Source organism: Streptomyces sp. NPDC053755, assembly GCF_040677675.1.
Taxonomy (GTDB): Bacteria; Actinomycetota; Actinomycetes; order Streptomycetales; family Streptomycetaceae; genus Streptomyces.
The window spans coordinates 34458-58831 of record NZ_JBFASK010000027.1 but is presented as its reverse complement, the minus strand read 5'-3'; the positions used below and the strand labels follow the sequence as shown (position 1 = coordinate 58831).

Below are 24374 nucleotides of genomic sequence, written 5' to 3'. Positions count from 1 at the left end.
GGTGGCGTACACGTCCTGTCGCATGTCAGAAGTCCCAGCCCTCGTCGGAGGCGGCGTCCGCCACGGGCAGCGCCTTGGCGGTGGCGAATGCCTCGCCCGCCATGCCGGCGGCGAGCGTGGTGCCGTCCGCGGGGTCGATCAGCAGGAACGAGCCGGTACGCCGGGAGTCCACGTACGCGTCCAGCGCGAGCGGCTCGGCGGTGCGGACCCTCACCCGGCCGATGTCGTTGGCGACGAGCTGCCCCGGCTCGGGGTGCTGGGAGAGGTCGTCCAGGGTCAGCCGGGACGGGATCTCCTTCACGATCGCCTTGACCGTGCGGGTCGTGTGCTTCAGGAGTACCCGCTGGCCCACCGTCAGCGGCTGGTCGGCCACGTGGCAGACGGTCGCCTCGACGTCCTGGCTGGTCGCCGGGGCGTCACCGCTGGGGGCCAGCAGGTCGCCGCGGGAGATGTCGATGTCGTCGGCGAGCCGGATGGTGACCGACTGCGGGGCCCACGCGATGTCCACGGGCTCGCCCAGCGCGTCGATCGCCGTGATCGTGGACGTCCTGCCCGACGGCAGGACGGTGATCTCCTCGCCGACCCGGAAGGCGCCGGCCGCGATCTGACCGGCGTACCCGCGGTAGTCCGGGTGCTCGGCGGTCTGCGGACGGATCACGTACTGCACCGGGAAGCGGGCGTGGCACGCCGTCAGGTCATGGCTGACCGGGACGGTCTCCAGGTGCTCCAGGACGGTCGGGCCGCCGTACCAGTCCATGTTCGCGGAGGGTTCCACGACGTTGTCGCCGGCCAGCGCCGAGATCGGGATCGCGGTGATCTCCGGGACGCCCAGCTCCGAGGCGTACGTCGTGAACTCCTCGGCGATCGCGGCGAAGACGGGCTCGGCGTAGTCGACGAGGTCCATCTTGTTCACGGCCAGGACGACGTGCGGCACCCGCAGCAGCGCGGCGACCGCGGCGTGCCGGCGGGTCTGCTCGACGACGCCGTTGCGGGCGTCGACCAGGACCACGGCCAGCTCGGCGGTCGAGGCGCCGGTCACCATGTTCCGGGTGTACTGCACGTGCCCGGGCGTGTCGGCGAGGATGAACCGGCGGCGTGCCGTGGCGAAGTAGCGGTAGGCGACGTCGATGGTGATGCCCTGCTCGCGCTCGGCCCGCAGCCCGTCGGTGAGCAGCGCGAGGTCCGGGGCGTCCTGGCCGCGCTTGATGGACGCGGCCTCGACGGCCTCCAGCTGGTCGGTGAGGACCGACTTGGAGTCGTGGAGGAGCCGGCCCACCAGGGTGGACTTGCCGTCGTCGACGGAGCCGGCGGTGGCGAAGCGCAGCAGGGTGGTCGCCGAGACGTCGGCGAACTGCTCGGTCGTGCTCGTGCTCGTCATGGCTAGAAGTACCCTTCGCGCTTGCGGTCTTCCATCGCGGCCTCGGACATCTTGTCGTCGGCGCGGGTCGCGCCCCGCTCGGTGAGACGGGAGGCGGCGATCTCGGCGATCACCGCGTCCAGCGTGGTGGCGTCGGAGTCGACGGCGCCCGTGCAGGACATGTCACCGACGGTGCGGTAGCGGATGAGCCGCGTCTCGACCGTCTCGGTCTCCTTGGGGCCGCCCCACTCGCCGGCGGTCAGCCACATGCCGTTGCGGGCGAACACCTCCCGCTCGTGGGCGAAGTAGATCTCCGGCAGCTCGATGCCCTCGCGGGCGATGTACTGCCAGACGTCCAGCTCGGTCCAGTTGGAGAGCGGGAAGACGCGGACGTGCTCGCCGGGAGCGTGCCGGCCGTTGTAGAGCTGCCACAGCTCCGGGCGCTGGCGGCGCGGGTCCCACTGGGAGAACTCGTCGCGGAGGCTGAACACCCGCTCCTTGGCGCGCGCCTTCTCCTCGTCGCGGCGGCCGCCGCCGAAGACCGCGTCGAAACGGTGCTGCTGGATCGCCTCGGTCAGCGGCACCGTCTGGAGCGGGTTGCGCGTCCCGTCGGGACGCTCGCGCAGCTTCCCGGCGTCGATGTACTCCTGGACGGAGGCCACGTGCAGACGGAGCCCGTGCTTCTCGACCGTGCGGTCGCGGTACTCGAGGACCTCGGGGAAGTTGTGCCCGGTGTCGACGTGCAGCAGCGTGAACGGCACCGGCGCGGGCGCGAACGCCTTCAGCGCCAGGTGCAGCATCACGATGGAGTCCTTGCCACCGGAGAAGAGGATCACCGGCCGCTCGAACTCGCCCGCCACCTCGCGGAAGATGTGGACGGCCTCGGACTCGAGCGAGTCCAGGTGCGACAGCGCGAACGGGCTGTCGGTCTCCTCATGAACATGCGCAACGGTGGTCACTCTGCACCCCTTTCGTGATCCCCCAGAGCTGACGCCTGGGCGGTACCCCCATCTCCGCCCGCGCGGCGCAGAGGCGCTGCTTCGGCATTCGTCCGCGGCCGGGCGGCCGCACGTGCGTCGCTCACAGCAAGCCCTTCTCGGTGAGCAGCGCGTACAGCTGCGCGGCGGACTCCTGCACGGACTGGTTCTGGGACTCGATCCGCAGATCGGGGGCGGCCGGCTCGTCGTACGGGTCGTCGACCCCGGTGAGGCCGCTGATCTCGCCGGCGGCCTGCTTGGCGTAGAGCCCCTTCACATCGCGTACGGAGCACACGTCCACCGGAGTGGCGACGTGCACCTCGACATAGGGGGTGCCCTCGGACTGGTGACGCTTGCGGACGGCCTCGCGGCTGTCCTCGTACGGGGCGATGACCGGGACCAGGACCTTCACACCGTTGGAGGCGAGCAGTTCGGCGACGAAGCCGATGCGCTGCACGTTGGTGTGGCGGTCCTCGCGGGTGAAGCCGAGGCCCGCGGAGAGGAACTCGCGGATCTCGTCGCCGTCGAGCACCTCGACGCGGTGGCCCTCGCCGCGCAGGCGGCCGGCCAGCTCGTACGCGATGGTGGTCTTGCCGGCGCTCGGCAGGCCCGTGAGCCAGATGGTGGCACCGGTCACGTGGTTCTCCTGAGAAGTCTGGGTGGTGGTCATCAGCCGTGCAGTCCGCATTCCGTCTTGGCACGCCCGGCCCAGCGGCCGGCGCGGGCGTCCTCGCCCTCCTCGACGCGGCGGGTGCAGGGGGCGCAGCCGACGGAGGCGTATCCGTCCATCAGCAGCGGGTTGGTGAGCACGCCGTGCTCGGCGACGTACGCGTCGACGTCGTCCTGGGTCCAGCGGGCGATGGGCGAGATCTTGACCTTCTGCCGCTTCTCGTCCCAGCCGACGACCGGGGTGGCGGCGCGGGTGGGGGACTCGTCGCGGCGCAGGCCGGTCGCCCAGGCGCGGTAGGCGGTCAGGCCCTCTTCGAGGGGCTTGACCTTGCGCAGCGCGCAGCACCGGTCGGGGTCGCGGTCGTGCAGCCGGGGGCCGTACTCGGCGTCCTGCTCGGCGACCGTCTGGCGCGGGGTCAGGGTGATGACGTTGACGTCCATCACCGCCTCGACCGCGTCGCGGGTGCCGATGGTCTCGGGGAAGTGGTAGCCGGTGTCGAGGAAGACGACGTCCACGCCGGGCAGGGCGCGCGAGGCGAGGTGGGCGACCACCGCGTCCTCCATGGAGGAGGTGACGCAGAACTCCTTGCCGAAGGTGCCGGTCGCCCACTGGAGGATCTCCAGCGCGGAGGCGTCCTCCAGGTCGCGTCCGGCCTGCTCGGCGAGGGCCTTGAGGTCGGTGGCCCCGGTGACCTGGGTCGTCGTCATATCTGTTCCCCTCCAGTGGTGTCGCTCCGCGAGCTTCGAGGTTCCGGGGCGAGGAGCCCCAGGAACTTCAGCTGGAAGGCTCGCCCGCATGCCCGGCATTCCCAGGCGCCGTGACCCTGCTCGTTCGGACGCAGGTCCTCGTCGCCGCAGTACGGGCAGTGGAACGGCGCGGCACGCTCGCTCATGACAGCGCTTCTTCCGAGGCGCGGGCCGCCCAGGTGGCGAAGCGCTCGCCGTCCTCGCGCTGCTCCTGGAAGCGCTTGAGGACCCGCTCGACGTAGTCCGGCAGACCGGCCGCGGTGACCTTCAGGCCGCGGACCTTGCGGCCGAAGCCGGCCTCCAGGCCGAGCGCGCCGCCGAGGTGGACCTGGTAGCCCTCCACCCGGTTGCCCTCGTCGTCGATGACCAGCTGGCCCTTGAGACCGATGTCCGCCACCTGGATACGGGCGCAGGCGTTGGGGCAGCCGTTGATGTTGATGGTGATCGGCTCGTCGAACTCCGGGATGCGGCGCTCCAGTTCGTCGATGAGCGAGGCGCCGCGCGCCTTGGTCTCGACGATGGCCAGCTTGCAGAACTCGATGCCCGTGCAGGCCATCGTGCCGCGGCGGAAGGGCGAGGGCGTGACCCGCAGGTCCAGCGACTCCAGCGCGGAGACCAGGGGCTCGACCTGGGCCTCCTCGACGTCGAGGACGATCATCTTCTGCTCGGCGGTGGTGCGGAGCCGCCCCGAGCCGTGCGACTCGGCGATCTCGGCGATCTTGGTGAGCGTGGCGCCGTCGACCCGGCCGACGCGCGGCGCGAACCCGACGTAGAACCGGCCGTCCTTCTGCTTGTGGACGCCGACGTGGTCACGCCACTGGCCGGCGGGCTGGGCCGGAGCCGGGCCGTCGGTCAGCTTGCGCTTCAGGTACTCGTCCTCCAGGACCTGGCGGAACTTCTCGGGGCCCCAGTCCGCGACCAGGAACTTCAGGCGGGCGCGGTTGCGCAGCCGGCGGTAGCCGTAGTCGCGGAAGATCGAGATGACGCCCTCGTAGACGTCCGGGACCTCGTCGAGCGAGACCCAGGTGCCCAGGCGGACGCCCAGCTTGGGGTTGGTGGACAGGCCGCCGCCGACCCAGACGTCGAAGCCGGGGCCGTGCTCCGGGTGGTGCACACCGACGAAGGCGATGTCGTTGATCTCGTGCGCCACGTCGAGCAGCGGCGAGCCGGAGACCGCCGACTTGAACTTGCGGGGCAGGTTCGAGAAGTCCTTGTTGCCGACGATCCGGCGCTGGATCTCGTCGATGGCGGGCGTGCCGTCGATGATCTCGTCCTGGGCGATGCCGGCGACCGGCGAGCCGAGGATGACGCGCGGGGTGTCGCCGCAGGCCTCGGTCGTGGAGAGGCCGACCGCCTCCAGGCGGTTCCAGATCTCGGGCACGTCCTCGATCCGGATCCAGTGGTACTGCACGTTCTGGCGGTCGGTGATGTCGGCGGTACCCCGCGCGAACTCCTGCGAGATCTCGCCGATGACGCGCAGCTGCTCGGTGGTCAGCCGGCCGCCGTCGATGCGGACACGGAGCATGAAGTACTCGTCGTCCAGCTCCTCCGGCTCGAGGACCCCGGTCTTGGTGCCGTCCAGACCCTGCTTGCGCTGGGTGTAGAGGCCCCACCAGCGCATGCGTCCGCGCAGGTCGTTGGGGTCGATGGAGTCGAATCCGCGCTTGGAGTAGATCGTCTCAATACGTGTCCGTACATTGAGACCGTCGTCGTCCTTCTTGAACTGCTCATTGCCGTTCAGCGGGGTGAAGTGCCCCACGGCCCACTGACCCTCGCCACGGTGACGCCCGGCCTTGCGGCGGGCGGCGACGGGAGTGGGGTTTTCCGGGGTGGCGGCCATGGCGTTTTGTCCTTCGGGACTGCGGGAGGGCGGCTCTGACCTGCACACTCGCGCTCAGGTCAGAGGATGGCGCGTCGGTGCGCAGCAGGGTCTTGCAGAAAGTCGATCGCGGCGTCGCTGGTTCTCTCAGCGCGCCGGACAGATGGCGCTGGACATGCGGCCGAGGTCGACGTGCCGCCGACTCACCAAGGCAATTCCAGTTCCAGACATGACGGAAGCGTGTCACGGGCCTTTGGACTCAGTCCAGCTTCGTCCGTTATGTGGACACCACCGTCCCGCATCGCGAGACGGTGTGCCGTGGGTCACTCCGTAAGGGTGCTGATCAGGGGGAATCGCGCGCGATGGCGCTTTCCGGTCAGCCGTGGGCGCCGGGCCAGGGGCCGGGGGTCGTCGCCTCCTCGGTCTCCTCCACCGTGGTGTCGAAGAGCCGGAAGCCGCGCCGCAGGTAGTTGTCCATCGCGTGCGGTCCGTCCAGCGAGCAGGTGTGCAGCCACACCCGCCGGGTCGGCTCCCGGTCCGGCCAGCGCTCGGCCAGGTCCCAGGCGCGCCGCACGCCCTCGGTCAGCAGGTGGCCGCCGATGCGGCGACCCCGGAAGGCCGGGATCAGCCCGAAGTAGATGATCTCCACGACTCCGTCGTCCTGCGGGTCCAGCTCCACGTACCCGGCCGGCGTCCCCTTCTCGTACGCCACCCAGATCTCGGCTCCCGGACGCTCGACGATCTCCTGCCACTCCTTGTACGACAGGTGCAGCCGGTCGTTCCAGCTGATGTCGCCGCCGACCGCCGTATAGAGGAAGCGGGCGAACTCGGGGGAGGGCACCTCGGCCCGCGCGATCCTGACGTCGTCGCCCGCGGGCGGGGCGGCGGGACGCAGGTCCGAGGCCGAGGTCTGTTCGAGGGACCAGGTGGTGAGAGTGATGCTCATACGCCCATCGCATCATGCGGAGCGCGAGATTCCCATGGGGGTCCGGCGTCGCGTGCGTTACTCCCCCGCAGGTCCGGGCGTTCCCGGAGGGCCGGGCACCCGGGCCGCGCTGATCGCCGGGGCCGTGGAGTGGGGCAGCAGATCCTCCGACCGCGGCGGGCGGACGACCTCCACCTCGACCTCCTCGCCGAAACGGTACGGACGGTGGGCGAGCACACCGGCCAGGGTGCGGCGGACCCGGGACATCTCCGCCCGTACCGTCACCGTCCGCGTCCGGTCCCCGAACACGTCCTGCGCCAGCTCCGCCGCCGTCCGCCCGCCGGGGTGCAGCGCGAGGACGAACAGCAGCTCCGCGTGGCGCGGACTCAGCTCCCTCGACCAGCTGCCCGCCGCGCCCGACACCGTCACCGACCACCGGCGCGGCCGGCTCAGATCGAGCACCACCCGGCTCGGGGCCGCCGCCGTGTCGTCCGCCGCCGTCCGCCCCGCCTCCACCCGCAGCAGCCAGCCGCCCGGCAGCGGCTCCACCGCGCACATGCCGAGCGCCGGCAGCCACACCCGCCCGGCCCGGAACGACGTGGGGAGCGCGATCCGGTCCACCGGCGCCATCCCGGTCACCGCCGCCGTCCAGCCGTGCGTGTCCACGGCGACGGCCCGGCCGCCCACCCGGCACAGGATCGGCGCCGCCACCGAGCGCAACCGCTCGATCGAGCGCAGATGGCGCTGGCGCATCTCCGCCTCGGCGAGCCGGGCCACCGAGCCGACCAGGGCCAGCGTCGCCGGATGGAAGCTCGACGCCGGCCCGCTCACGTCCACGATGCCCAGCAGCCGCTGGTCCCGCGGGTCGTGCACCGGGGCGGCGGCGCAGGTCCAGGTGTGGAGGGTGTGGACGTAGTGCTCGGCCGAGTGCACCTGGACCGCCCGGCGCGTCGCGAGCGCCGTCCCCACCGCGTTCGTCCCGGTGGTGTGCTCCGACCAGGCCGCGCCCTCCTCCAGACAGATGCCGTTGGCCTGCCGCAGCACCGCGAGATTGCCCTCGCGCCACAGCACCCGGCCCTGGTCGTCGGTGACCACCATGATCTGCATCGAGGCGTCGGCGATCCCGGCCAGGCCGGTGCTCAGCGTCCGCATGACCTCGCCCAGGACCGTGGAGCGCCGCCGTTCCTCCAGCTCCTCGCGTTTCAGCAGCACACTGCTGGTGCCCTGGTCCGGGTCGAGGCCGAGCCGGAACATCCGGCGCCAGGAGGCGTCGATGACCGGGCGCGGCGCGATCGGCGGGGTCCGGCCCGCCAGGGTCTCCTCGCGGACCAGGTGCAGCAGCCGGGCGGCCTGGGCGGCGTCCATGGCGGCGAGCCGGTTCATGTCGAGCTGGGTGTTCTTCATCGGTCCCTTCCCGCCACCCGGCGCTGTATCGGTTCTGCAGAGGCGGATCAGCGGAGCGGCGGATCCGCGGAGAAGCGGAGGCAGTGCCCATCGTGCCGCTCTCGCTCCCCGGCGGAGCGTGCTTCCCGAAAAGCTGCAACCCTTTGCAACTCTGGCAGTCGGCTGCCGCGTCCAGGAGATTGGTGTCAGCCGAGGGTGGTGCCGTGTCGGCGCAGCACCACCCTCGGCTTTCGGCTTCCCGCGGCCGGCCCCTCCGGCCCGCCCCGCGCCGCCCGCCCGGGCCCGCTCCACGACCTCCGCCCGGGCCCGCTCCACGCCGCCCGCCCGGGGTCAGGCATCCACCTCCACCCGGGCCCGCTCCACCACCGCACCCAGGTCCAGGGTCGGAGGCAGCGTCCCGAACGCCGAGCCCCAGTCCCCGCCGAGCCGCGAGGCGCAGAACGCGTCCGCCACCTCCGCCGGCGCGTACCGCACCAGCAGCGACCCCTGGAGCACCAGCGCCATCCGCTCCACGACCCGGCGCGCCCGCCCCTCGATCCCGTCCAGGTCGGCCAGTTCGGTCAGCATGTCCCTGATCGCCCCGTCCAGACGGTGGTCCGCGCCGCGTACCCGGCCGACCTCCGTCAGAAAGGCGTTCAGCGCCTGCGGCTCCCTCCGCAACGCCCGCAGCACGTCCAGCGCCTGGACGTTGCCCGAACCCTCCCAGATCGAGTTGAGCGGCGACTCGCGCAGCAGCCTCGGCATCCCCGACTCCTCCACGTAGCCGTTGCCGCCCAGGCACTCCAGCGCCTCCGCCACGACCGGCGTGCACCGCTTCGTCACCCAGTACTTCGCCACCGGTACCGCGATCCGCGCGAACGCCCGCTCCGCCTCCGTGTCGGCGTCGTACGCGGCCGCGAGCCGCATCCCGAGGACCGTCGCGGCCTCCGACTCCAGCGCCAGATCCGCCAGCACGTTGCGCATCAGCGGCTTGTCGGCCAGCAGCCCGCCGAACGCCCGCCGGTGACCGGCGTGGTGCACGGCCTGCGCCACCGCCTGGCGCATCAGACCGGCCGACCCCAGGACGCAGTCCAGCCGGGTCGCCGCCACCATCCCGATGATCGTCCGGATCCCGCTCCCCTCCTCGCCGACCCGGCGCGCCCACGTCGTCCCGTCGAACTCCACCTCGGCCGAGGCGTTCGACCGGTTCCCCAGCTTGTCCTTGAGCCGCTGGATCGCGAACGCGTTGCGGGAGCCGTCGTCCAGCACCCGTGGCACCAGGAAGCAGGTCAGGCCCTCCGCCGCCTGGGCGAGGACCAGGAACGCGTCCGACATCGGGGCGGAGCAGAACCACTTGTGCCCGGTCAGGACGTACTCGCCGTCGGCGTCCAGCGGCCGGGCCCGCGTCGTGTTCTCCCGTACGTCGCTCCCGCCCTGCTTCTCCGTCATCCCCATCCCGACGAGCACCCCGCTCTTCTCCCGGGGCGGCCGCAGCTCCTCCTCGTACACCAGCGAGGTCAGCAGCGGCTCCCAGACGGAGGCCAGCGCCGGATCGGCGCGCAGCGCCGGCACCGCGGCGTGCGTCATCGACAGCGGACAGCCGTGCCCCGCCTCGACCTGCGTCTGCACCAGGAACCCGGCCGCCCGGCGCACATGACCACCCGGACGGCCCCAGGCCGCGGTCAACCCCGCGTTGACCGACTTCCCCAGCAGCCGGTGCCAGGAAGGATGGAAGTCGACCTGGTCGATCCGGTGGCCGTACCGGTCGTGCGTCCGCAGCCGGGGCGGGTACTCGTCGGCGAGCGCCCCCCACTCCCGCACCTGCGCCGACCCCGCCGACCGGCCGAGCGTCGTCAGTTCGCCCCGCGCGTCCGCGAGGACGTCCGGTGCCAGATGGCGCTCCACGGCCTCCGCCAGAGCCCGGTCCGACGAGAAGACGTCATATCCCACCAGGGGCGGAGCCTGGTTGGTCACTGTATGGGTGGTGGCTGCCATGCCGATACGGTAAGGAGGTGCAGGCAGCAAATGAAACACCCGAGCGGCGGCGCGGGAGCAGACTCCACCGCGCGCGCGTCCTCTACCGCAACGTGTCGAAGCGGAAGATGGTCTGGCTGCTCCTGAAGGACACCGTCAACTCGTGCATCGAGTACCGCATCCTCGGCCTCGCCGCGGAGGCCGCGTTCTTCACCCTGCTGTCGCTGCCGCCGCTGCTCCTCGGCCTCATCGCGCTCCTCGGCTACGCCGACGACTGGACCAACACCGACACGGTCGCCAGCATCGAGGAGAACATCCTGCGGGCCGCCGGGACGGTCCTGTCCGACCGGGGCGTCCGCGACATCGCCCGACCCCTCCTGGACGACGTCACCCAGGGCAAACGCCCCGACCTGATCTCGATCGGCTTCGCCATCGCCCTGTGGTCCGGCTCCCGCGCGGTGAACGTCTTCATCGACACCATCACCGTGATGTACGGCCTCGACGGGCACCGCGGCATCGTGAAGACCAGGCTCCTCGCCTTCCTGCTCTACCTCGTGGCGCTGCTCATCGGCGCGGTCGTCCTGCCGCTCGCGGTCGTCGGTCCCGACCGTGTGGTCGAACTGATCCCCTGGGGCACCGAAGTCGTCTCGGTGCTGTACTGGCCGGCCGTCATCCTGCTCTCCATCGCCTTCCTCACCACGCTCTACCACGTGTCCGTACCCGTCCGCTCGCCCTGGATCGAGGACATCCCCGGCGCCCTGATGGCCCTGGGCATGTGGGTGCTCGGCAGCTTCCTCCTGAGGATCTACCTGACCAGCCAGGTCGAGGGGCCCACGATCTACGGCTCCCTCGCCGCCCCGATCGCCGTCCTGCTCTGGATCGGCATCTCCGCCTTCGCGGTCCTGGTCGGAGCGGCGGTGAACGCCGCCATCGACCGCGTCTGGCCCTCGGTCGCCACCGCCGCCGCCCGCGAGGCCAGTGAACGCGCCCGCGCCGCCCAGGCAGCCGACCTGGTCGCCCGGATGCGCGCCGAGGCGGAGGACGTCGACGAGGACGACCCGGACATGCCGTCGGAGTTCCCGGAACGGTGGTCGCGGTTCCTGCCCCCCGACGACGTCAAGTCGCGCCTGCACTCGGGCTGGGAGAAGGAATGACGGACGCCTGACGGCCCCGGGGAGGGTGAACGTGCCGGGTCCGGCCGCCTACCCTCGGAGGTGTGTACGAAGAACGCCCGGCGCGGGTCGACGGAGCCGTCGTCTGGACCCGCGTGTTCACGGACGCGCCCGGCACGCCGTACCCCGTGCTGCCCGACGGGTGCATGGACCTGCTGTGGTGCGACGGCCGCCTGCTGGTGGCGGGACCCGACACCCGGGCGTACGTCCCCGAGGCCACCGTCGCCCACTGCGCCGGGATCCGCTTCGCACCCGGTGACGCGCCCGCGTTGCTCGGCGTACCGGCGAGGGAACTGCGCGACCGGCGGATCGAGCTCGGCGCGCTGTGGGGCGCGGCGCGGGCGCGGCGGCTGGGCGAACGGATCGCCGCGGCGCCCGACCCCGCGGCCGCGCTGGAGACGCTCGCGGCGTGCCGGGCAGCGGACGCCCCCGGCCCGGACCCGCTGCTGCGGGAGGTCGTACGGCGGCTGAACGCCGGCCGGCCGGTGGCCGAGACCTCCGAGGCGGTCGGGCTCGGCGCCCGGCAGCTGCACCGGCGATCCCTCGACGCCTTCGGCTACGGCCCCAAGACCCTGGCCCGCATCCTCCGGCTCCAGCGCGCGCTCGCCCTGGTCAGGGCGGGCCTGCCGTACGCGGAGGCGGCCCTCCGCGCCGGCTGCGCCGACCAGGCTCATCTGGCCCGCGAGACACGGGCCCTGACCGGCACGACCCTCTCCGCCCTGACGGCCGGCGCCGATACGGGCACGGCCTGAGGCCGCCTCCTCACGCCTCGGACGGGGCGAAGAGGGAGACACCGCAGCCGTCCGGATCGAGGACCACCGCGTAGCGCTGCCCCCAGAAGGCGTCCCAGGGCTGGAGGTGCCCGCGGTAGCCGGCCGAGGTCAGCGCCTCGTACACCGCGTCGACCTCGCGCGGCCCTTCGCAGCGGAAGGCGAGCCCGATCCGGTCGCCGCCCTCGGGCCTGGTCCAGCCCGGGTCGAAGGAGCGGATGACGTCCTCCGTGTCCCAGGCGATCCGCAGCCCTCCCGGCAGGGCGGCCTCCACGTGCGGCTGCGCGTCGGCCTCGGCGGGCACGTCGAGACCGAGACGGCGGTAGAAGGCGAGCGAGGCGGCCATGTCGGAGACCACCAGTGCGATGACGTCGAGGCGTGGTGCGTTCATGCTCGTACGGTAGGCAGGGACCGCGGGGGCCGTCTTGTACGAATCGGACGTCCCCGCCCTCGCGCCGCGTGCGGCCCGGACCGCGTGGTCCCGCGTTCGACGCCGTCTCCGGGAGAACCCGACTCGCCCCGCCCGCGGGCGTCGTAGGGTGAGCGGTGATCGCACAGGGGAGCGGGGGAGAGCCGGCCGGCACGGGCCCGCACCGTTCAGGACGAGCCGGACGGCGAGAGGGTGGGGGATGGAAGCCGAACTGGTGACGCTGGCGTCGTCGGCCGCGACCACGGTGGTGGGTCTGCTGGCGACGGACGGCTGGGAGCACGTCAAGAGGGCGGTCGTCGCCCTGTGGCAGCGGGCCCGCCCCGAGGAGGCAGAGACGGTCGAGGCGGAACTGGTCGAGGCCCGTGGCGAGATCCTGTCCGCCCGCCAGGCGGGGGACGCCACGACCGAGGACGGCCTGACGTCGCAGTGGCGGCTCCGGCTCCTCGGCATGCTGGCGGCCGACCCCGCACTGGAGTCCCGGCTTCGCGAGCTGCTCGGCGAGCTGGGCCCCGAGAAGCCGGAGGCCGGCCGGCCCGGCCGGGTCGAGATGCACGGCACCGCATCGGACAACGCCAGGCTCTACATGTCCGGCGGCACCATGAACATCACCGGCCAGTGACCCCCGAGCCGACCGGGCGCGAGGTGCGGATGGAGGCGTACGCCTCCGGGTCCGGGACCATCTACCTGGCGGCCGGGAACCAGAACATCGCCGGCCGGGACCTGCACCTGCACTACTGGGACGGCACCCACCGGGTGGACCGTGTACAGCCGGGGCAGGCCGCCGGCGACGAGTGCCCCTACCCCGGCATGAGCGCCTTCGGCGTCGAACAGTCACGGTGGTACTTCGGCCGGGACGCCCTGCGCGCCCGGCTGACGGCCGGCCTCGACGACTGCCTCCGGGAGGGCGGCGCCCTGGCCGTGGTGGCCGATTCCGGCGCGGGAAAGTCCTCCCTGCTCCGGGCCGGCCTCGCCCCGGACCTCGCCCGCGGCGCCCTGCCCGGCTCACGCCACTGGCCCTGCCTGATCCTCACCCCGACCGCCCAGCCCGTGGCGGCGCTGACGACCCATCTCGCGGGGCTGACCGGCGTCGAGCCGGAGGTCGTCCGCCGCGAACTCGTCCACGAGCCCGACGCGCTGGCCGTCCGTCTGAGCGCCTCTCTCGCCGAGCGGCGGGCCGACCGGCTCGTGGTCGTGGTCGACCAGGCGGAGGAGCTGTTCACCCTCGTCACCGACGAGACGGAGCGGACCCGGTTCACCGACGCCCTCGACCGGCTGGCCCGAGCGCAGGGGCCCGCGCTGGTCGTCTACGGGCTGCGGGCGGACTTCTACGGCCACGCTCTGCGGTACCGGCCGCTCCGCCAGGCCCTGGAGCGCCGTCAGGTCGCCGTCGGCCCGATGGACCGGACGGAGCTGCGCGAGGCGATCGTCTTTCCGGCCCGCTCGGTCGGGCTCGAACTGGAGGAGGGCCTGGTCGAGCTGCTGCTGACCGACCTCGGCGCCACCACCGGCACCCGGGAGGGATACGAGGCCGGGCGGCTCCCGCACCTCGCCCACGCACTCCGGCTGACGTGGCAGCAGCGGCAGGGCTCCACCATGACCGTGGAGCGCTACACGGCCATCGGAGGCATCCACGAAGCCGTCGCCAGGAGTGCCGAAGCCGCCTTCCAGGCCCTGGACCCCCTCGCCCGGACGGCGGCGGAGGTGATGCTCCGCCGACTGGTCCGGATCGGCGAGAAGGGCGACGACGACACGCGACGGACCGTCCCCACGGCCCGGTTGACGCAAGGGCTGGAGCGGCGGGCGGCCGAGGCCGTGCTGGCCGGCTTCACCGAGCGGCGGCTGCTCACCCGGCTGCGGGACGTCCGTCAGCCGGACACCCAGTGGCAGGACACGGTCACCCTCACCCATGAGGCCCTCCTCCGGGCCTGGCCCCGTCTGCACGGCTGGCTGCACACCGGCCGGGCCGCCAGCCTGCTGCGCCAGCAGATCGAGGACGACGCGGCCGCCTGGGCGAGCGATCGGGACCGCGCCCACCTCTACCGGGGCAGCCGGCTGGCGAAGGCCCGTGCCTGGGCGGCCGGACCCGGCCACGACGGCCTCGGGCCGCCGGTCTCGGACTTCCTCGACGCCTCGGTCCGGCTGGCACGCCGGACGGCCGTACTCCTGCGCGGCGCCGTGGCCGTGGTGGTGGTGTCGGCGCTCCTCGCCGTCGGCGGCGCGCTCGTCGCGCAGTCCCAGAGCCGGCGAGCGGACCAGGAGCGGGCGGCGGCGGAGGCGCAGCGGCTGCCGGCGGTCGCCCGGACGCTCAGGGCGAAGGCGGAGAGTCTTCGCGACAGCGACCCACGCCGGTCCCTGCGGCTCGGACTCGCGGCCCAGCGGGTCGCCCCGACGACGGAGGGCCGGCAGGGGCTCGTCACCATGCTCCAGCAGACCCGCTTCGACGGGGCGTCGGCGGACGCGGCGCTCGGACCCGTGGACGGCCTCGCCACCTTCTTCCAGAGCGGCACGCTCCTGGTCACCGCCGCCCCCCGTGCCGGTTCCGTCACCCTGTGGGACACGGTGGACCCGCTGCGCCCGCGGCGGCTCGCCACCCTGACCGGCCTCCGCGACAAGGCGTCGGCCGTCTCGCTGAGCCCCGACGGACGGCGTCTCGCGGTGGTCACCGAGGGCGACGGCAGAGCGCCCGTCCACGAGTTGTCCCTCTGGGACCTGACGGACCGTGCGCACCCCCTCCGACTGCCCTTCCGGGCGGGCGTGGAGCAGGTGGCGGACTGCGCCTTCAGCCCGGACGGCAGGACGCTGGCGGTCGTGGCCGGCGGCGGGGACGGCACCCTGACCCTGTGGGACATCGGCGACCCGGCCTCGCCGCGCAGGCTCTCCGCGCCGACCGCCGCGACCGATGCCGGAACCGTCCGCTTCAGCGCCGACGGACGCACTCTGGTCACCGCCGCCGGCCTGGCGACGGCCTCCCCCTCCTTCGGGCCGGACTCCATCGCCCACTTCTCCGGCTGGCAGCTCTGGGACGTCAGGGACGCGCGCCGCCCCCGTGCGGTCTTCCACGAACGCGGCTTCACGGAGGGGACGCTGGCCGTCAGCACGACGTCCCCGGTCCTGGCGGTGGGGAGCGGGCACAAGCTCGCGCTGTGGGACTTCGGCGACCCCGCCTCCCCCAGGAGAACCGCCGTCCTGCAACACCCGACCAGGGTGGCCAAGGCCGCCTTCCGGCCCGACGGACGCCGCGTCGTCACGCTGTCCGACGGGCAGCGGACGCAACTGTGGGACGTCACGGATCCGGCGCGGCCCGTCGGACCGTCCCGGCTCTCCGGCCCGGGTAAGCCCGTGGCGTTCGCGTTCAGCGGCGACCACGTCGTCATGGCCGACGAATCCGGTTCGCTCTCCCGCTGGCGCGTCGCCCTCCGTTCCGGGCTCCGCCGCGGAGCCGCCCTTCCCTCCGGGGACGTGAGCCTCTCCAGCGTCGCGTTCAGCCCCGACGGACGCAGGCTGGCGGCGGGCGGCTTCGGAGGTGACGTCCACCTCTGGGACACCACCGACCCGGCCCGGCCCCGCGCACTGCCGCCCCTGCGGAGCACGTCCGGGCAGCCGGTGGAGACGGTGGCCTTCAACCGGGACGGAACCGCCCTGGCGGCGGGCACGATCGCGGACGCCGACTCCGCCCGTGGCGAGATCGTGCTCTGGGACGTGTCGGACACCGACCGGCCGCGACGGCGCGCCGTGCTGGCCACGCCCACGGGTGTGACCTCGCTGGCCTTCAACCCCCGCACCGCCACGCTGGCCGCCTCGGGCACGACGAACATGTTCGGCAGTACCTGGGTCGCCCTGTGGGACACGAGCACCACGGTGCCCCGCCGCTCGTACCTGGAGGAGTCGCTCAACCGGCTGCTCGACGAGACCGACGATCCGGCGCCCGTCGTGCCCCGGCACCTCATCGCCGCCACCCCCACCGTCTTCAGCCCGGACGGCCGGCTGCTGGCTCTCTCGGGGTCCCTCTGGAACGTCACGGATCCGGCGGCACCGGTCCGGGTGCGCCAGGCCGAGCGCCCGCCCGGTGACCACCGCTCGACGCCCTCCGCGCTGCTGGGGATGGCCCAGGCGGACTTCAGCCCCGACGGACGTCGGCTGGCGGCGGAGAGCGTGCGGGAGGACGGGGTCGATCTGTGGCCGGTCGGCCCGGTCATCGGCACGGATCCGGTCGGTTCCGTGCCGGCGCGAAAGCCCGTACGGGTCGTCCACCATCCCGCCGGCCACCTGCTCGCGACCGCGGAGGAGCACGGCGCCGTCCAGCTCTGGGACATCTTCGACCCGGCCCGGCCCGCGCTCGCGGCGACGCTGGAGGACCCGGTCGTGGACGCCCGGTTCGCCCCCGACGGCAGGACCTTGGCCCTGATCCCCGAGGCGGGCGACACCGTCGGGCTGTGGCACCTCGGCGACCTGCCCCGGACCCTCGCCGACGTCACGGGACTCGCCTGCCGGATCGTCGGTGCGGGGCTCTCCGAGGACGCCTGGAAGAAGGACGTGCCCGGCGTGCCCTACCAGGACACCTGCGCCGGGTGACCCGGCCCGATCGGGCGGGCGCGCACGGATTCCCCGCCGGGTGATCCGGCCCGATCGTGCGGGCGCGCAGGGAGGGCCCCCGGGGCGGCGCGGCGCGCCGGGTGAGGGCGCGCGGATGCCCGCCGGGGCGGGCCTCCACCGGGCCGTCCCCGCTCCGAACGGCGGCACGGTAAATGCGTGGCGGGGCGGACGGAGGCCGCGTTAAGGTCTGCATCGTTCCTGCGGACCGGCTCGGTGAGCCGTCCGCGGCCGAGACCCGGTGTGAATCAGGAGGTGTGACCGATGGCCGTCATGACGACGGGTGTTGCCCGCATCCAGCAGTTGTCCCACTCCACCTCCGTGGTCTCCGGCTGACCTCTTCTCACCTCGCGCCCCGTGCGGCGCGTGCCGGGGCCACCCCTGTGAAGGGTCCCCCCTTGTCTTTCGCCTCTTTCCAGGCATCGCTCTGCTCTTCCGCGCACCCGCTCTCCGCCTACGGCTGGGACGAGGGCTGGGAAGCCGCCGCCGCCCCGTACGTCGCCCAGGGCCTGCTGCCCGGCCGCGTCGTCCGCGTCGACCGGGGTCAGTGCGACCTGGTCACCGCCGACGGGATCGTCCGCGCCGACACGGCCTTCGTGACCCCGCACGATCCGCTGCGGGTCATCTGCACCGGTGACTGGGCCGTCGTCGACCCCGAGGGCGGCCACCCCCGTTACGTGCGGGCGTACCTGCCGCGCCGGACGGCGTTCGCGCGGTCCACCTCCTCCAAGCGGTCCGAGGGCCAGATCCTCGCGGCCAACGTCGACCACGCGATCATCACCGTCTCGCTCGCCGTCGAGCTGGACCTCGGGCGCGTCGAGCGCTTCCTCGCCCTCGCGTGGGAGTCGGGGGCCCAGCCCCTCGTCGTGCTCAGCAAGGCCGACCTGGTGCCCGACCCGGTCGGGCTCTCCTATCTCGTCCAGGACGTCGAGACCTCCGCACCGGGCGTGCAGGTGCTGCCGGTCAGTGCCACCACCGGCGAGGGCGTGGACGTGCTCGCCTCGGTCGTGGCGGGCGGGACGAGCGTGCTCCTCGGCACCTCCGGCGCCGGCAAGTCGACGCTCGCCAACACCCTGCTCGGCGAGGACGTCATGTCCGTCCAGGCCGCCCGTGACGTGGACGGCAAGGGCCGCCACACCACGACCACCCGCAATCTGCTCAAGCTGCCCGGGGGCGGCGTCCTGATCGACACCCCGGGGCTGCGCGGAGTCGGCCTCTGGGACGCCGAGAGCGGGGTCGGCCAGGTCTTCTCCGAGATCGAGAGCCTCGCGGAGGACTGCCGCTTCCACGACTGCGCCCACGAGTCCGAACCGGGCTGCGCCGTGACGGCGGCCGTCGACGACGGCACGCTGCCGGTCCGTCGTCTGGAGAGCTACCGCAAGCTCCTGCGCGAGAACCAGCGCATCGTCGCCAAGACCGACGCCCGTCTGCGGGCCGAGATGCTCAAGGACTGGAAGCGCAAGGGCGCCGCCGGCCGCGCGGCGATGGCCCTGAAGCGCGGCCACGCGCGGTAGCGGCCGACGGTCCGCCCGGTCCGTCCCGTCCGGTCCGTCCCGTGCGGTCCGCCCCGCGGGGCGGACCGCACGGGGGCCCGTGCCGCCCCGGAACGCCATGTCCGAAAACCGCCGGAACCGCCGCGCGCGGTCCCGCACACTGGACCGTGTGAAGGACGAGGACACCAGGTACGAAGCGGTCAGCAGCCGTGACGCGCGGTTCGACGGGGAGTTCTTCTTCGCCGTGGCGACCACCGGGATCTACTGCCGCCCCAGCTGCCCCGCCGTCACCCCCCGACGCAAGAACGTCACGTTCTTCCCGACCGCGGCCGCCGCCCAGGGCCACGGCTTCCGGGCCTGCCGGCGCTGCCGGCCGGACGCCGTGCCCGGATCCGCCGAGTGGAACGTACGCGCCGATGTCGTCGGGCGCGCCATGCGGATGATCGGCGACGGCGTCGTCGACCGCGAGGGCGTGCCCGGTCTCGCCGGACGGCTCGGCTACAGCGCCCGCCAGGTCCAGCGCCAGCTCACCGCCGAGCTGGGCGCCGGCCCCGTGGCGCTCGCCCGCGCCCAGCGGGCGCACACCGCGCGTCTCCTCCTGCAGACCACCGACCTGCCGATCACCGAGATCGCCTTCGCGTCCGGCTTCGCCAGCGTGCGCCAGTTCAACGACACCGTCCGCCGCATCTACGCCCGTACCCCCTCCGGGCTCCGCGCCGAGGCCGGCACCACGGCCGCCTCCCGCGCGGCCACCACCGGGGTCCGCCGCCCGGGCACGGGAGCGAACGCCGCCGACGGCCCCGGCGGCGCCCCCGCCCGGGCCGCCGGAATCCCGCTCAGGCTCGCCCACCGCGGGCCCTACGCCGCCCGGGAGGTCTTCGACCTGCTCGCCGCGGAGGCCCTGCCCCGGGTCGAGGAGGTCATCGGCGATCCCGGCCGCCGCACCTACCGCCGCACGCTCCGCCTTCCGCACGGCACGGGCGTCGTCTCCGTCGACGAGCGGTCCGCCGGAGCCTGGCTTGACGCCCGGATCCACCTCACCGACCTGCGCGACCTGACCACCGCCGTGCAGCGGCTGCGACGGCTTCTCGACCTGGACGCCGATCCGCACGCCGTCGCCGAGCGCCTCGGCGCGGACACACGGCTGGCCGCGCGGGTGGCCGCCCGCCCCGGCGTCCGCTCCCCGGGCGCGGCCGATCCCGAGGAGTTCGCCCTGCGGGCCCTCGTCGGCCCGGAGGAGGCCGCGCGGCTGGCCGCGACGCGCGGCACGGCCCTGGACCAGCCCTGCGGCGGCCTGAACCGCCTCTTCCCCGAGCCCGCCGAGCTCACCGCCCACCCCGTCGCCGGGCCGCTCGCGGCCGCGCTCGCCACCGGGGCCGTACGCCTCGACCCGGGCGCCGACCGCGACGAGTCCGAGCGGGCCCTGCGCACCGTCCCGGGCGTCACGGCCGCCCTCGCGGGCCTCATCCGGATGCGGGCCCTCGGCGACCCGGACGTGGCACCGGACGGCGCCCCCGACGCGGGGCGCTGGCGGCCCTGGAGGTCCTACGCCCTGCGCTACCTGGAAGACTGCCGGGCATGATCACCATCGACCGGCTGGAACCCGCCGACCGTGCGACCTGGGAGCGCCTCTTCCGCGCCTACCTCGACTTCTACGGCCGCGTCGAAGGCCCGGAGACGTACGAACGCGCCTGGCGGGCCTTCCGGGACGACACCCGGCTGCACGCCCTGGCCGCCCGGCTCGACGGTCGCCTCGTCGGCTTCACGCACTTCCTCGTCCACCCCAGCACCTCCGGGCCGGACGTCTGCTATCTCCAGGACCTCTTCACCGAGCCCCAGGCACGCGGCAAGGGCGTGGCGCGGGCGCTGATCGAGGCCGTCGCCGCATGGGCCGGGGCGCGCGGCTGCGACCGGGTCTACTGGAACACCCAGGAGTCCAACGCCACCGCGCGGCGCCTCTACGACAAGGTGGCCAGGAACACCGGCTTCATCAAGTACCAGATCGATCTTCCGCCGACGGGATGAGGGGGTCCCCCTTCCGGGACCCTGGGTCGTGTCCGGAAGGTCTCGCCCGGGCCGCGGCCCTCCGAGCGGACGCCGACGCCTTCCGGGCGCTTCCTCGCCGCCGAGGGACCAGGCCGGGCTCAGCCCCAGAGGACCGCGCCCACCCACGCCCCGACGATCAGCAGACACGCGAACAGCTCGACCAGCACGCTCGTCCCGGCCGCCCGCATCACCCTGCGGGTGGCCGCCTTCGCCTGCCCGTGGCCGCCCAGTCGCAGCCGCTCCGAGAGGTAGATCCCGCCGACGAAGCCGGGGATCGCGCCGAGCACGGGCACGAGGACGAAGCCGAGCAGCGCCCCGATTCCCGCGTACGCCACCATCCGCTGGGAGATGCCCACCCCCCGCAGCCGGCGTTGCGGCAGCTGCCACACGACCACCTGGGTGAGCAGCAGCAGCGCCGTCGAGGAGACGAGCAGGATCCAGGCGAGGCCGGTCTTCTCGTGCAGGGACCACCAGAGCATGGCCGCCCAGATCAGCCAGGGCCCGGGCACGCCGGGAGCCAGGACTCCGAACAGGCCCAGCAGCATCACCATCGCCACCAGCAACAGCTGCCACACACCCATTGGACAAGCGTGCAGGACGAGGGGGTCCTGCGCAGGTCGCGGCACCGAGGGGCACGGCAGGTCCGCGGACCGCGGCTGTCACCTGGCGCCGCTACCCCCGGGCCACCCAGCCCTTCTCGTAGGCGTGCCAGCCGAGCTGGAGCCGGGTCGTCACCCCCGTCAGCTCCATCAGCCCCTTCACCCGGCGCTGCACCGTGCGCAGTCCCAGGTCCAGCTGCTTGGCCACGCTCGCGTCCGTCATGCCCGCCAGGAGCAGCGAGAGGATCTCCAGGTCGGTCACGTCCGGACCCGGCACCTCCGTCTCCCGCACCTGCGCGCCCGCGCCGAGCCGCAGGGGGAGCGCGTCGCGCCAGACCGACTCGAAGAGCCCCATGAGGGATTCCAGGAGGCCGCTCGCGTGGACCATGAGCGCGGCGGGCTCCGCCCCCCGGCCGGTCAGGGGCACCATCGCGAGGGTGCGGTCGGCGACCACCAGCTTGGTCGGCACCCGGTCCACCACCCGGATCTGCTCCTCCCGGCCGAGCGCCGCCGTCAGCTCCACGAGCCCCGCCGGGAGCGTCAGGACCTCCCGTTCGATCACCACCCGGTAGCGCACGCCCCGCCCGGCGGCCAGCTCCTCCGCCTCGTTCTCCATGCCGCTCACCACCATCGGCTTCCCGGTGACCAGAGCGCAGACCTCGTCCGCCGCGCCGAGCTGCAGCTGCAGGAACCGGTGCGTGACGGCGCTCGCGCCGGTGACCACCTCCACCAGGTCGTGCACGGCCGGCTCCGTCGCCTCCGCCCGGTACTCCTCCGCGAGCAGCGCCGCCGCCAGCTCCGCCTGCTCCAGCTCGTGCCGCTGCTGGGTCAGCAGCGCGCCCAGCGCCACACCCGGGGGCGCCGCCACCCACCGCCCCGTCTTCGCCGAGGACTGCGCGGCCAGACCCTGCGACTCGAGCCGCCTCAGGGCCCGCTCGGTATCCGTCTCCGGCAGGGCGAGCCGGAGCGCCAGGTCCGCCACCTCGGCCGCGCCCAGCGCGACCAACGCGCGATACGCGGACTCCTGCCGTTCGTCGAGACCTATCGCTCCCAGCATCGCTGCCCCACCCCTCGCCGGACGTCACCGGACGTTCCGTACCTTCACGGGACGTTCGGCGCACGCATTCGTTCCGTTGGTGCCCTGGCGGGAATCGGCCACGGCGCATTCCCGCCTCGCCCATCATCCCTGCACCACCCTCACCTCTGCCAATGTGGCGCCACCGCAGCACCAGCAGCCTCGGGGTACGGCTCTTTTGCCCGCCTGTGTCCCGTCATCGGATGGAGAAGAGCGATGCGCCCGATATCACGTACGGCCCGGGGAGCGGCGGCCGGCGCCGTCCCGCCCGCCACCGTGATCGCGCCGTCGGGGGCCGCCGCCGGGGCGCCGGAGACCGGACGGCCGTTCGGTGTCCTCGAAGCCCCGTCCGAGCGCGGCGCGTACCCGCTCGAACACCGGACGACGACGAGCGGCAGCACGGCGCGGAACCGCTCCACATCCCTCAACTCCCTCTGGAAATACACTTCCCAGGCCGACGAGAGCGTCTACTCTCAAGGCATCCCGATTCTCCTTCCCCGGTACGACCTACCGGAGGACGGCCTCAGGACCCTCGCCGCGACCGACGGCCGGAAGACCGGCCTCACCGCCACGGGGCACGCGGGCCACCCGCCCGCCGCCTCATCCCGGCCGGACACTCGTGCTCCCACGGCGCAGGCGCGCCCCGGACGCGGGCGCGGGGCTCGCGGCAGGGCGGACGGCGGACCGCGACCGTGAACCACGCGGGAGCCGCCGGCAGGCCCGTCCCGCCGAAGACCGAACCGACGGACGCCGAGGGCGAATCCGTCACCCAGACCGTGGTCCGCGCTGACGACGTGCGCTGACCACGCCGGTCCGCCGGGCGTCCTTCCCGTGGGGGGTGGGGTCGCCCGGCGGACCCCTTTCTCGTTGCTTTTCGGGATGTCCCGTCCTCGCGCGGCCCCCTCGGTGGACACTATGGGCATGACTCAGCAGGGGGACCACTGGTGGGACAAGCTGTACGACGAGTCGGTGCCGGACACGGCGCCGACGACGACGGGTGACACGCTCGACGACCGCTTCGACTCCGCGTCACGGGCGATGCCCGCCTCCGTACGGCGGGACGCGGTCCCGTTCCGGCCGGAGAAGGCCCCGTGGGAGCCCCTCGACGCGGACGCGGGCGTTCCGCGCACCTTCCCGTCCGCGCCCTGCGTGCCCGACCCGCCGGACGATCCGGAGAGGCCCCCGGCCGCGCCGGCGAGGCCCGCGGACGCCCCGACCGTCCAGGTCCCGGCCCCCCGCCCCCGGACGGAACACATCGGCAGCCGGCCGCCCACCTACGAGCCCGAACCGACCGCCCTGCCCGTCGCCCGCCCCGGCGAACTGGCCGATCTCGTGGCCGACACCGTCCTCGACGGTGCCCGCTACGGCGCATGGACCCTGCGCGCCGCCTCCGTCCGCGGCGACTCCGCCCGCTACCGCGGCGAACCCCGCCGCGACACCCTGCTCACCGCCCGCTTCGGCCAGGACGAAGCCGCCCTGGTCCTGGTCGCCGTGGCCGGCGGCCCCCGCGCCGCCGGCGGCTCCCACCGCGCCGCCGCCGACGCCTGCCGCTGGATCGGCGAGGCCGTCGGCCGCAGCCACACCCGGCTCTCCGAGGACATCCGGGCCGGCCGTCGCGGCGACCTCAAGTCAGGGCTCCACCGGCTCACCGACCGCACCTACGGCCGGCTCCGCGCCCGTGCCGCCGAACTGGGCCTCGACGCGGAGGACTACACCGCGAGCCTGCGCTGCCTGCTGCTCTCCGCCGACCCCGACTGCCGCACCCGCGTCTTCTTCGGCATCGGCCGTGGCGGGCTCTTCCGGCTCCGCGACGGCTCCTGGCAGGACATCGAGCCTTTCGTCCCCGAACCGGCCACCCTGACCGGCGCACCCGTCGTCGGCTTCGGCTCCCCGCCCGCCCCGGCCCGCGCCGCCGACGACAGGACCCCGGCCGACGAGCCCTCCCGCCCGGCGGCCGTGTCCTCGGACCCCCTCGGCCCGGCCCCGGCCGAGACGGAGGAGGGCGACCGGCTCACCATGAACCTCGGCGTCACCGGCGTCCCCCGTCCGTTCGTCGAGGACCCCGCCGCGGCCTCCGCCCGGGGGAGCGGAGATGCCGCCTCCCCCGCGCCTCCGGCGGAGCCCTTCCGCTTCCGCGCCTCCGTGGCCCGTCCGGGCGACACGCTCCTCCTCGCGTCGAGCGGCCTCGCCGACGCGATGCGCGGCGAGCCGGCCCTCGCCGAGGAACTCGCCGCCCGCTGGGCGGTCCCCGAGGCGCCCGGGCTCGCCGCCTTCCTCGCCGACACCCAACTGAGGGTGAAGGGGTACGCCGATGACCGTACGGCGGCGGCCGTCTGGGAGGCGTAACG

The 24374-nt window shown here is 73.6% G+C and carries 21 protein-coding genes; 8 read left to right on the top strand and 13 right to left on the bottom strand.

Features of this window, described 5'->3' with window-relative positions; genetic code table 11:
* Nucleotides 1-25: 25 nt before the first annotated feature.
* The 10 genes from AB0K65_RS23975 to AB0K65_RS23930 all read right to left on the bottom strand — a co-directional run bounded on the left by AB0K65_RS23975 (nucleotide 26) and on the right by AB0K65_RS23930 (nucleotide 9872).
* On the bottom strand, nucleotides 26-1378 hold the full coding sequence (locus AB0K65_RS23975) for a GTP-binding protein (RefSeq protein ID WP_365719739.1): 1353 nt from the start codon (nucleotides 1376-1378) through the stop codon (nucleotides 26-28).
* A gap of 2 nt (nucleotides 1379-1380) precedes the next feature.
* Nucleotides 1381-2316: a sulfate adenylyltransferase subunit CysD gene (gene cysD / locus AB0K65_RS23970; protein ID WP_365719737.1), complete on the bottom strand. Its 936-nt coding sequence runs from the start codon at nucleotides 2314-2316 to the stop codon at nucleotides 1381-1383.
* Nucleotides 2317-2437: 121 nt separating this feature from the next.
* Nucleotides 2438-3004: an adenylyl-sulfate kinase gene (gene cysC / locus AB0K65_RS23965; RefSeq protein ID WP_365719735.1), complete on the bottom strand. Its 567-nt coding sequence runs from the start codon at nucleotides 3002-3004 to the stop codon at nucleotides 2438-2440.
* Nucleotides 3004-3711 carry a phosphoadenylyl-sulfate reductase gene (locus tag AB0K65_RS23960; RefSeq protein ID WP_365719733.1) on the bottom strand — a complete coding sequence of 236 codons (708 nt, stop codon included), beginning with the start codon at nucleotides 3709-3711 and terminating at the stop codon, nucleotides 3004-3006. The genes cysC and AB0K65_RS23960 overlap by 1 nt, the downstream gene beginning before the upstream one ends.
* Nucleotides 3708-3896, bottom strand: a complete 189-nt coding sequence (locus AB0K65_RS23955; protein ID WP_365719731.1) for a hypothetical protein — start codon at nucleotides 3894-3896, stop codon at nucleotides 3708-3710. Before AB0K65_RS23955 ends, AB0K65_RS23960 begins: the two co-directional genes overlap by 4 nt.
* Nucleotides 3893-5590, bottom strand: coding sequence for a nitrite/sulfite reductase (locus AB0K65_RS23950; protein WP_365719729.1), 1698 nt, complete (start codon nucleotides 5588-5590; stop codon nucleotides 3893-3895). The genes AB0K65_RS23955 and AB0K65_RS23950 overlap by 4 nt, the downstream gene beginning before the upstream one ends.
* Before the next feature lie 126 nt (nucleotides 5591-5716).
* The gene (locus AB0K65_RS23945) at nucleotides 5717-5800 is read right to left on the bottom strand and encodes a putative leader peptide (protein WP_310591794.1); all 84 of its coding nucleotides are present in this window, start codon (nucleotides 5798-5800) and stop codon (nucleotides 5717-5719) included.
* Between the two features lie 145 nt (nucleotides 5801-5945).
* Nucleotides 5946-6515, bottom strand: coding sequence for a GNAT family N-acetyltransferase (locus AB0K65_RS23940; protein ID WP_365719727.1), 570 nt, complete (start codon nucleotides 6513-6515; stop codon nucleotides 5946-5948).
* A gap of 57 nt (nucleotides 6516-6572) precedes the next feature.
* Nucleotides 6573-7898, bottom strand: a complete 1326-nt coding sequence (locus tag AB0K65_RS23935; protein WP_365719725.1) for a GAF domain-containing protein — start codon at nucleotides 7896-7898, stop codon at nucleotides 6573-6575.
* Between the two features lie 330 nt (nucleotides 7899-8228).
* On the bottom strand, nucleotides 8229-9872 hold the full coding sequence (locus AB0K65_RS23930; protein ID WP_365719723.1) for an acyl-CoA dehydrogenase family protein: 1644 nt from the start codon (nucleotides 9870-9872) through the stop codon (nucleotides 8229-8231).
* 17 nt (nucleotides 9873-9889) lie between these two features.
* Here AB0K65_RS23930 and AB0K65_RS23925 point away from each other — a divergent pair, with 17 nt between their 5' ends.
* The gene (locus tag AB0K65_RS23925) at nucleotides 9890-11005 is read left to right on the top strand and encodes a YihY/virulence factor BrkB family protein (protein ID WP_365719721.1); all 1116 of its coding nucleotides are present in this window, start codon (nucleotides 9890-9892) and stop codon (nucleotides 11003-11005) included.
* Between the two features lie 62 nt (nucleotides 11006-11067).
* Nucleotides 11068-11775, top strand: coding sequence for a helix-turn-helix domain-containing protein (locus AB0K65_RS23920; protein ID WP_365719719.1), 708 nt, complete (start codon nucleotides 11068-11070; stop codon nucleotides 11773-11775).
* Nucleotides 11776-11785: 10 nt separating this feature from the next.
* Here AB0K65_RS23920 and AB0K65_RS23915 read toward each other — a convergent pair whose 3' ends face one another.
* Nucleotides 11786-12184: a VOC family protein gene (locus AB0K65_RS23915; RefSeq protein WP_365719717.1), complete on the bottom strand. Its 399-nt coding sequence runs from the start codon at nucleotides 12182-12184 to the stop codon at nucleotides 11786-11788.
* Nucleotides 12185-12422: 238 nt separating this feature from the next.
* Between AB0K65_RS23915 and AB0K65_RS23910 the strand changes: the two genes are divergently transcribed.
* The 5 genes from AB0K65_RS23910 (at nucleotide 12423) to AB0K65_RS23890 (ending at nucleotide 20331) form a co-directional block, all read left to right on the top strand.
* Nucleotides 12423-12842, top strand: a complete 420-nt coding sequence (locus AB0K65_RS23910) for a hypothetical protein (RefSeq protein WP_365719715.1) — start codon at nucleotides 12423-12425, stop codon at nucleotides 12840-12842.
* On the top strand, nucleotides 12839-16795 hold the full coding sequence (locus AB0K65_RS23905; protein ID WP_365719714.1) for a WD40 repeat domain-containing protein: 3957 nt from the start codon (nucleotides 12839-12841) through the stop codon (nucleotides 16793-16795). The genes AB0K65_RS23910 and AB0K65_RS23905 overlap by 4 nt, the downstream gene beginning before the upstream one ends.
* Nucleotides 16796-17211: 416 nt before the next feature.
* Nucleotides 17212-18327 (top strand): ribosome small subunit-dependent GTPase A, encoded by a 1116-nt coding sequence (gene rsgA, locus AB0K65_RS23900; RefSeq protein ID WP_365719712.1) that lies wholly within the window; start codon nucleotides 17212-17214, stop codon nucleotides 18325-18327.
* 97 nt (nucleotides 18328-18424) lie between these two features.
* Nucleotides 18425-19888, top strand: a complete 1464-nt coding sequence (locus tag AB0K65_RS23895) for an AlkA N-terminal domain-containing protein (RefSeq protein WP_365719710.1) — start codon at nucleotides 18425-18427, stop codon at nucleotides 19886-19888.
* Nucleotides 19885-20331, top strand: a complete 447-nt coding sequence (locus tag AB0K65_RS23890; RefSeq protein ID WP_365719708.1) for a GNAT family N-acetyltransferase — start codon at nucleotides 19885-19887, stop codon at nucleotides 20329-20331. The genes AB0K65_RS23895 and AB0K65_RS23890 overlap by 4 nt, the downstream gene beginning before the upstream one ends.
* Before the next feature lie 119 nt (nucleotides 20332-20450).
* Here the strand turns inward: AB0K65_RS23890 and AB0K65_RS23885 are convergent, their stop codons facing one another.
* Together AB0K65_RS23885 and AB0K65_RS23880 are read right to left on the bottom strand one after the other, a co-directional pair.
* On the bottom strand, nucleotides 20451-20933 hold the full coding sequence (locus tag AB0K65_RS23885) for a DUF456 domain-containing protein (RefSeq protein WP_365719706.1): 483 nt from the start codon (nucleotides 20931-20933) through the stop codon (nucleotides 20451-20453).
* A 91-nt stretch (nucleotides 20934-21024) separates the two neighbouring features.
* Complete coding sequence (locus tag AB0K65_RS23880) at nucleotides 21025-22008, bottom strand: helix-turn-helix domain-containing protein (RefSeq protein WP_365719705.1); 984 nt, start codon at nucleotides 22006-22008, stop codon at nucleotides 21025-21027.
* Between the two features lie 939 nt (nucleotides 22009-22947).
* Here AB0K65_RS23880 and AB0K65_RS23875 point away from each other — a divergent pair.
* Entirely contained in the window at nucleotides 22948-24372 is a 1425-nt protein-coding gene (locus tag AB0K65_RS23875; protein WP_365719703.1) for a protein phosphatase 2C domain-containing protein, read from the top strand.
* The last annotated feature ends 2 nt before the right edge of the window (nucleotides 24373-24374 follow it).

Coding starts and splice junctions, on each gene's coding strand:
- AB0K65_RS23975 (WP_365719739.1), bottom strand. CDS start 1,378: ATGACGAGCACGAGCACGACCGAGCAGTTCGCCGACGTCTCGGCGACC.
- cysC (WP_365719735.1), bottom strand. CDS start 3,004: ATGACCACCACCCAGACTTCTCAGGAGAACCACGTGACCGGTGCCACC.
- AB0K65_RS23960 (WP_365719733.1), bottom strand. CDS start 3,711: ATGACGACGACCCAGGTCACCGGGGCCACCGACCTCAAGGCCCTCGCC.
- AB0K65_RS23955 (WP_365719731.1), bottom strand. CDS start 3,896: ATGAGCGAGCGTGCCGCGCCGTTCCACTGCCCGTACTGCGGCGACGAG.
- AB0K65_RS23950 (WP_365719729.1), bottom strand. CDS start 5,590: ATGGCCGCCACCCCGGAAAACCCCACTCCCGTCGCCGCCCGCCGCAAG.
- AB0K65_RS23945 (WP_310591794.1), bottom strand. CDS start 5,800: ATGTCTGGAACTGGAATTGCCTTGGTGAGTCGGCGGCACGTCGACCTC.
- AB0K65_RS23940 (WP_365719727.1), bottom strand. CDS start 6,515: ATGAGCATCACTCTCACCACCTGGTCCCTCGAACAGACCTCGGCCTCG.
- AB0K65_RS23935 (WP_365719725.1), bottom strand. CDS start 7,898: ATGAAGAACACCCAGCTCGACATGAACCGGCTCGCCGCCATGGACGCC.
- AB0K65_RS23930 (WP_365719723.1), bottom strand. CDS start 9,872: ATGGCAGCCACCACCCATACAGTGACCAACCAGGCTCCGCCCCTGGTG.
- AB0K65_RS23915 (WP_365719717.1), bottom strand. CDS start 12,184: ATGAACGCACCACGCCTCGACGTCATCGCACTGGTGGTCTCCGACATG.
- AB0K65_RS23910 (WP_365719715.1), top strand. CDS start 12,423: ATGGAAGCCGAACTGGTGACGCTGGCGTCGTCGGCCGCGACCACGGTG.
- AB0K65_RS23895 (WP_365719710.1), top strand. CDS start 18,425: ATGTCCGAAAACCGCCGGAACCGCCGCGCGCGGTCCCGCACACTGGAC.
- AB0K65_RS23890 (WP_365719708.1), top strand. CDS start 19,885: ATGATCACCATCGACCGGCTGGAACCCGCCGACCGTGCGACCTGGGAG.
- AB0K65_RS23885 (WP_365719706.1), bottom strand. CDS start 20,933: ATGGGTGTGTGGCAGCTGTTGCTGGTGGCGATGGTGATGCTGCTGGGC.
- AB0K65_RS23880 (WP_365719705.1), bottom strand. CDS start 22,008: ATGCTGGGAGCGATAGGTCTCGACGAACGGCAGGAGTCCGCGTATCGC.
- AB0K65_RS23875 (WP_365719703.1), top strand. CDS start 22,948: ATGACTCAGCAGGGGGACCACTGGTGGGACAAGCTGTACGACGAGTCG.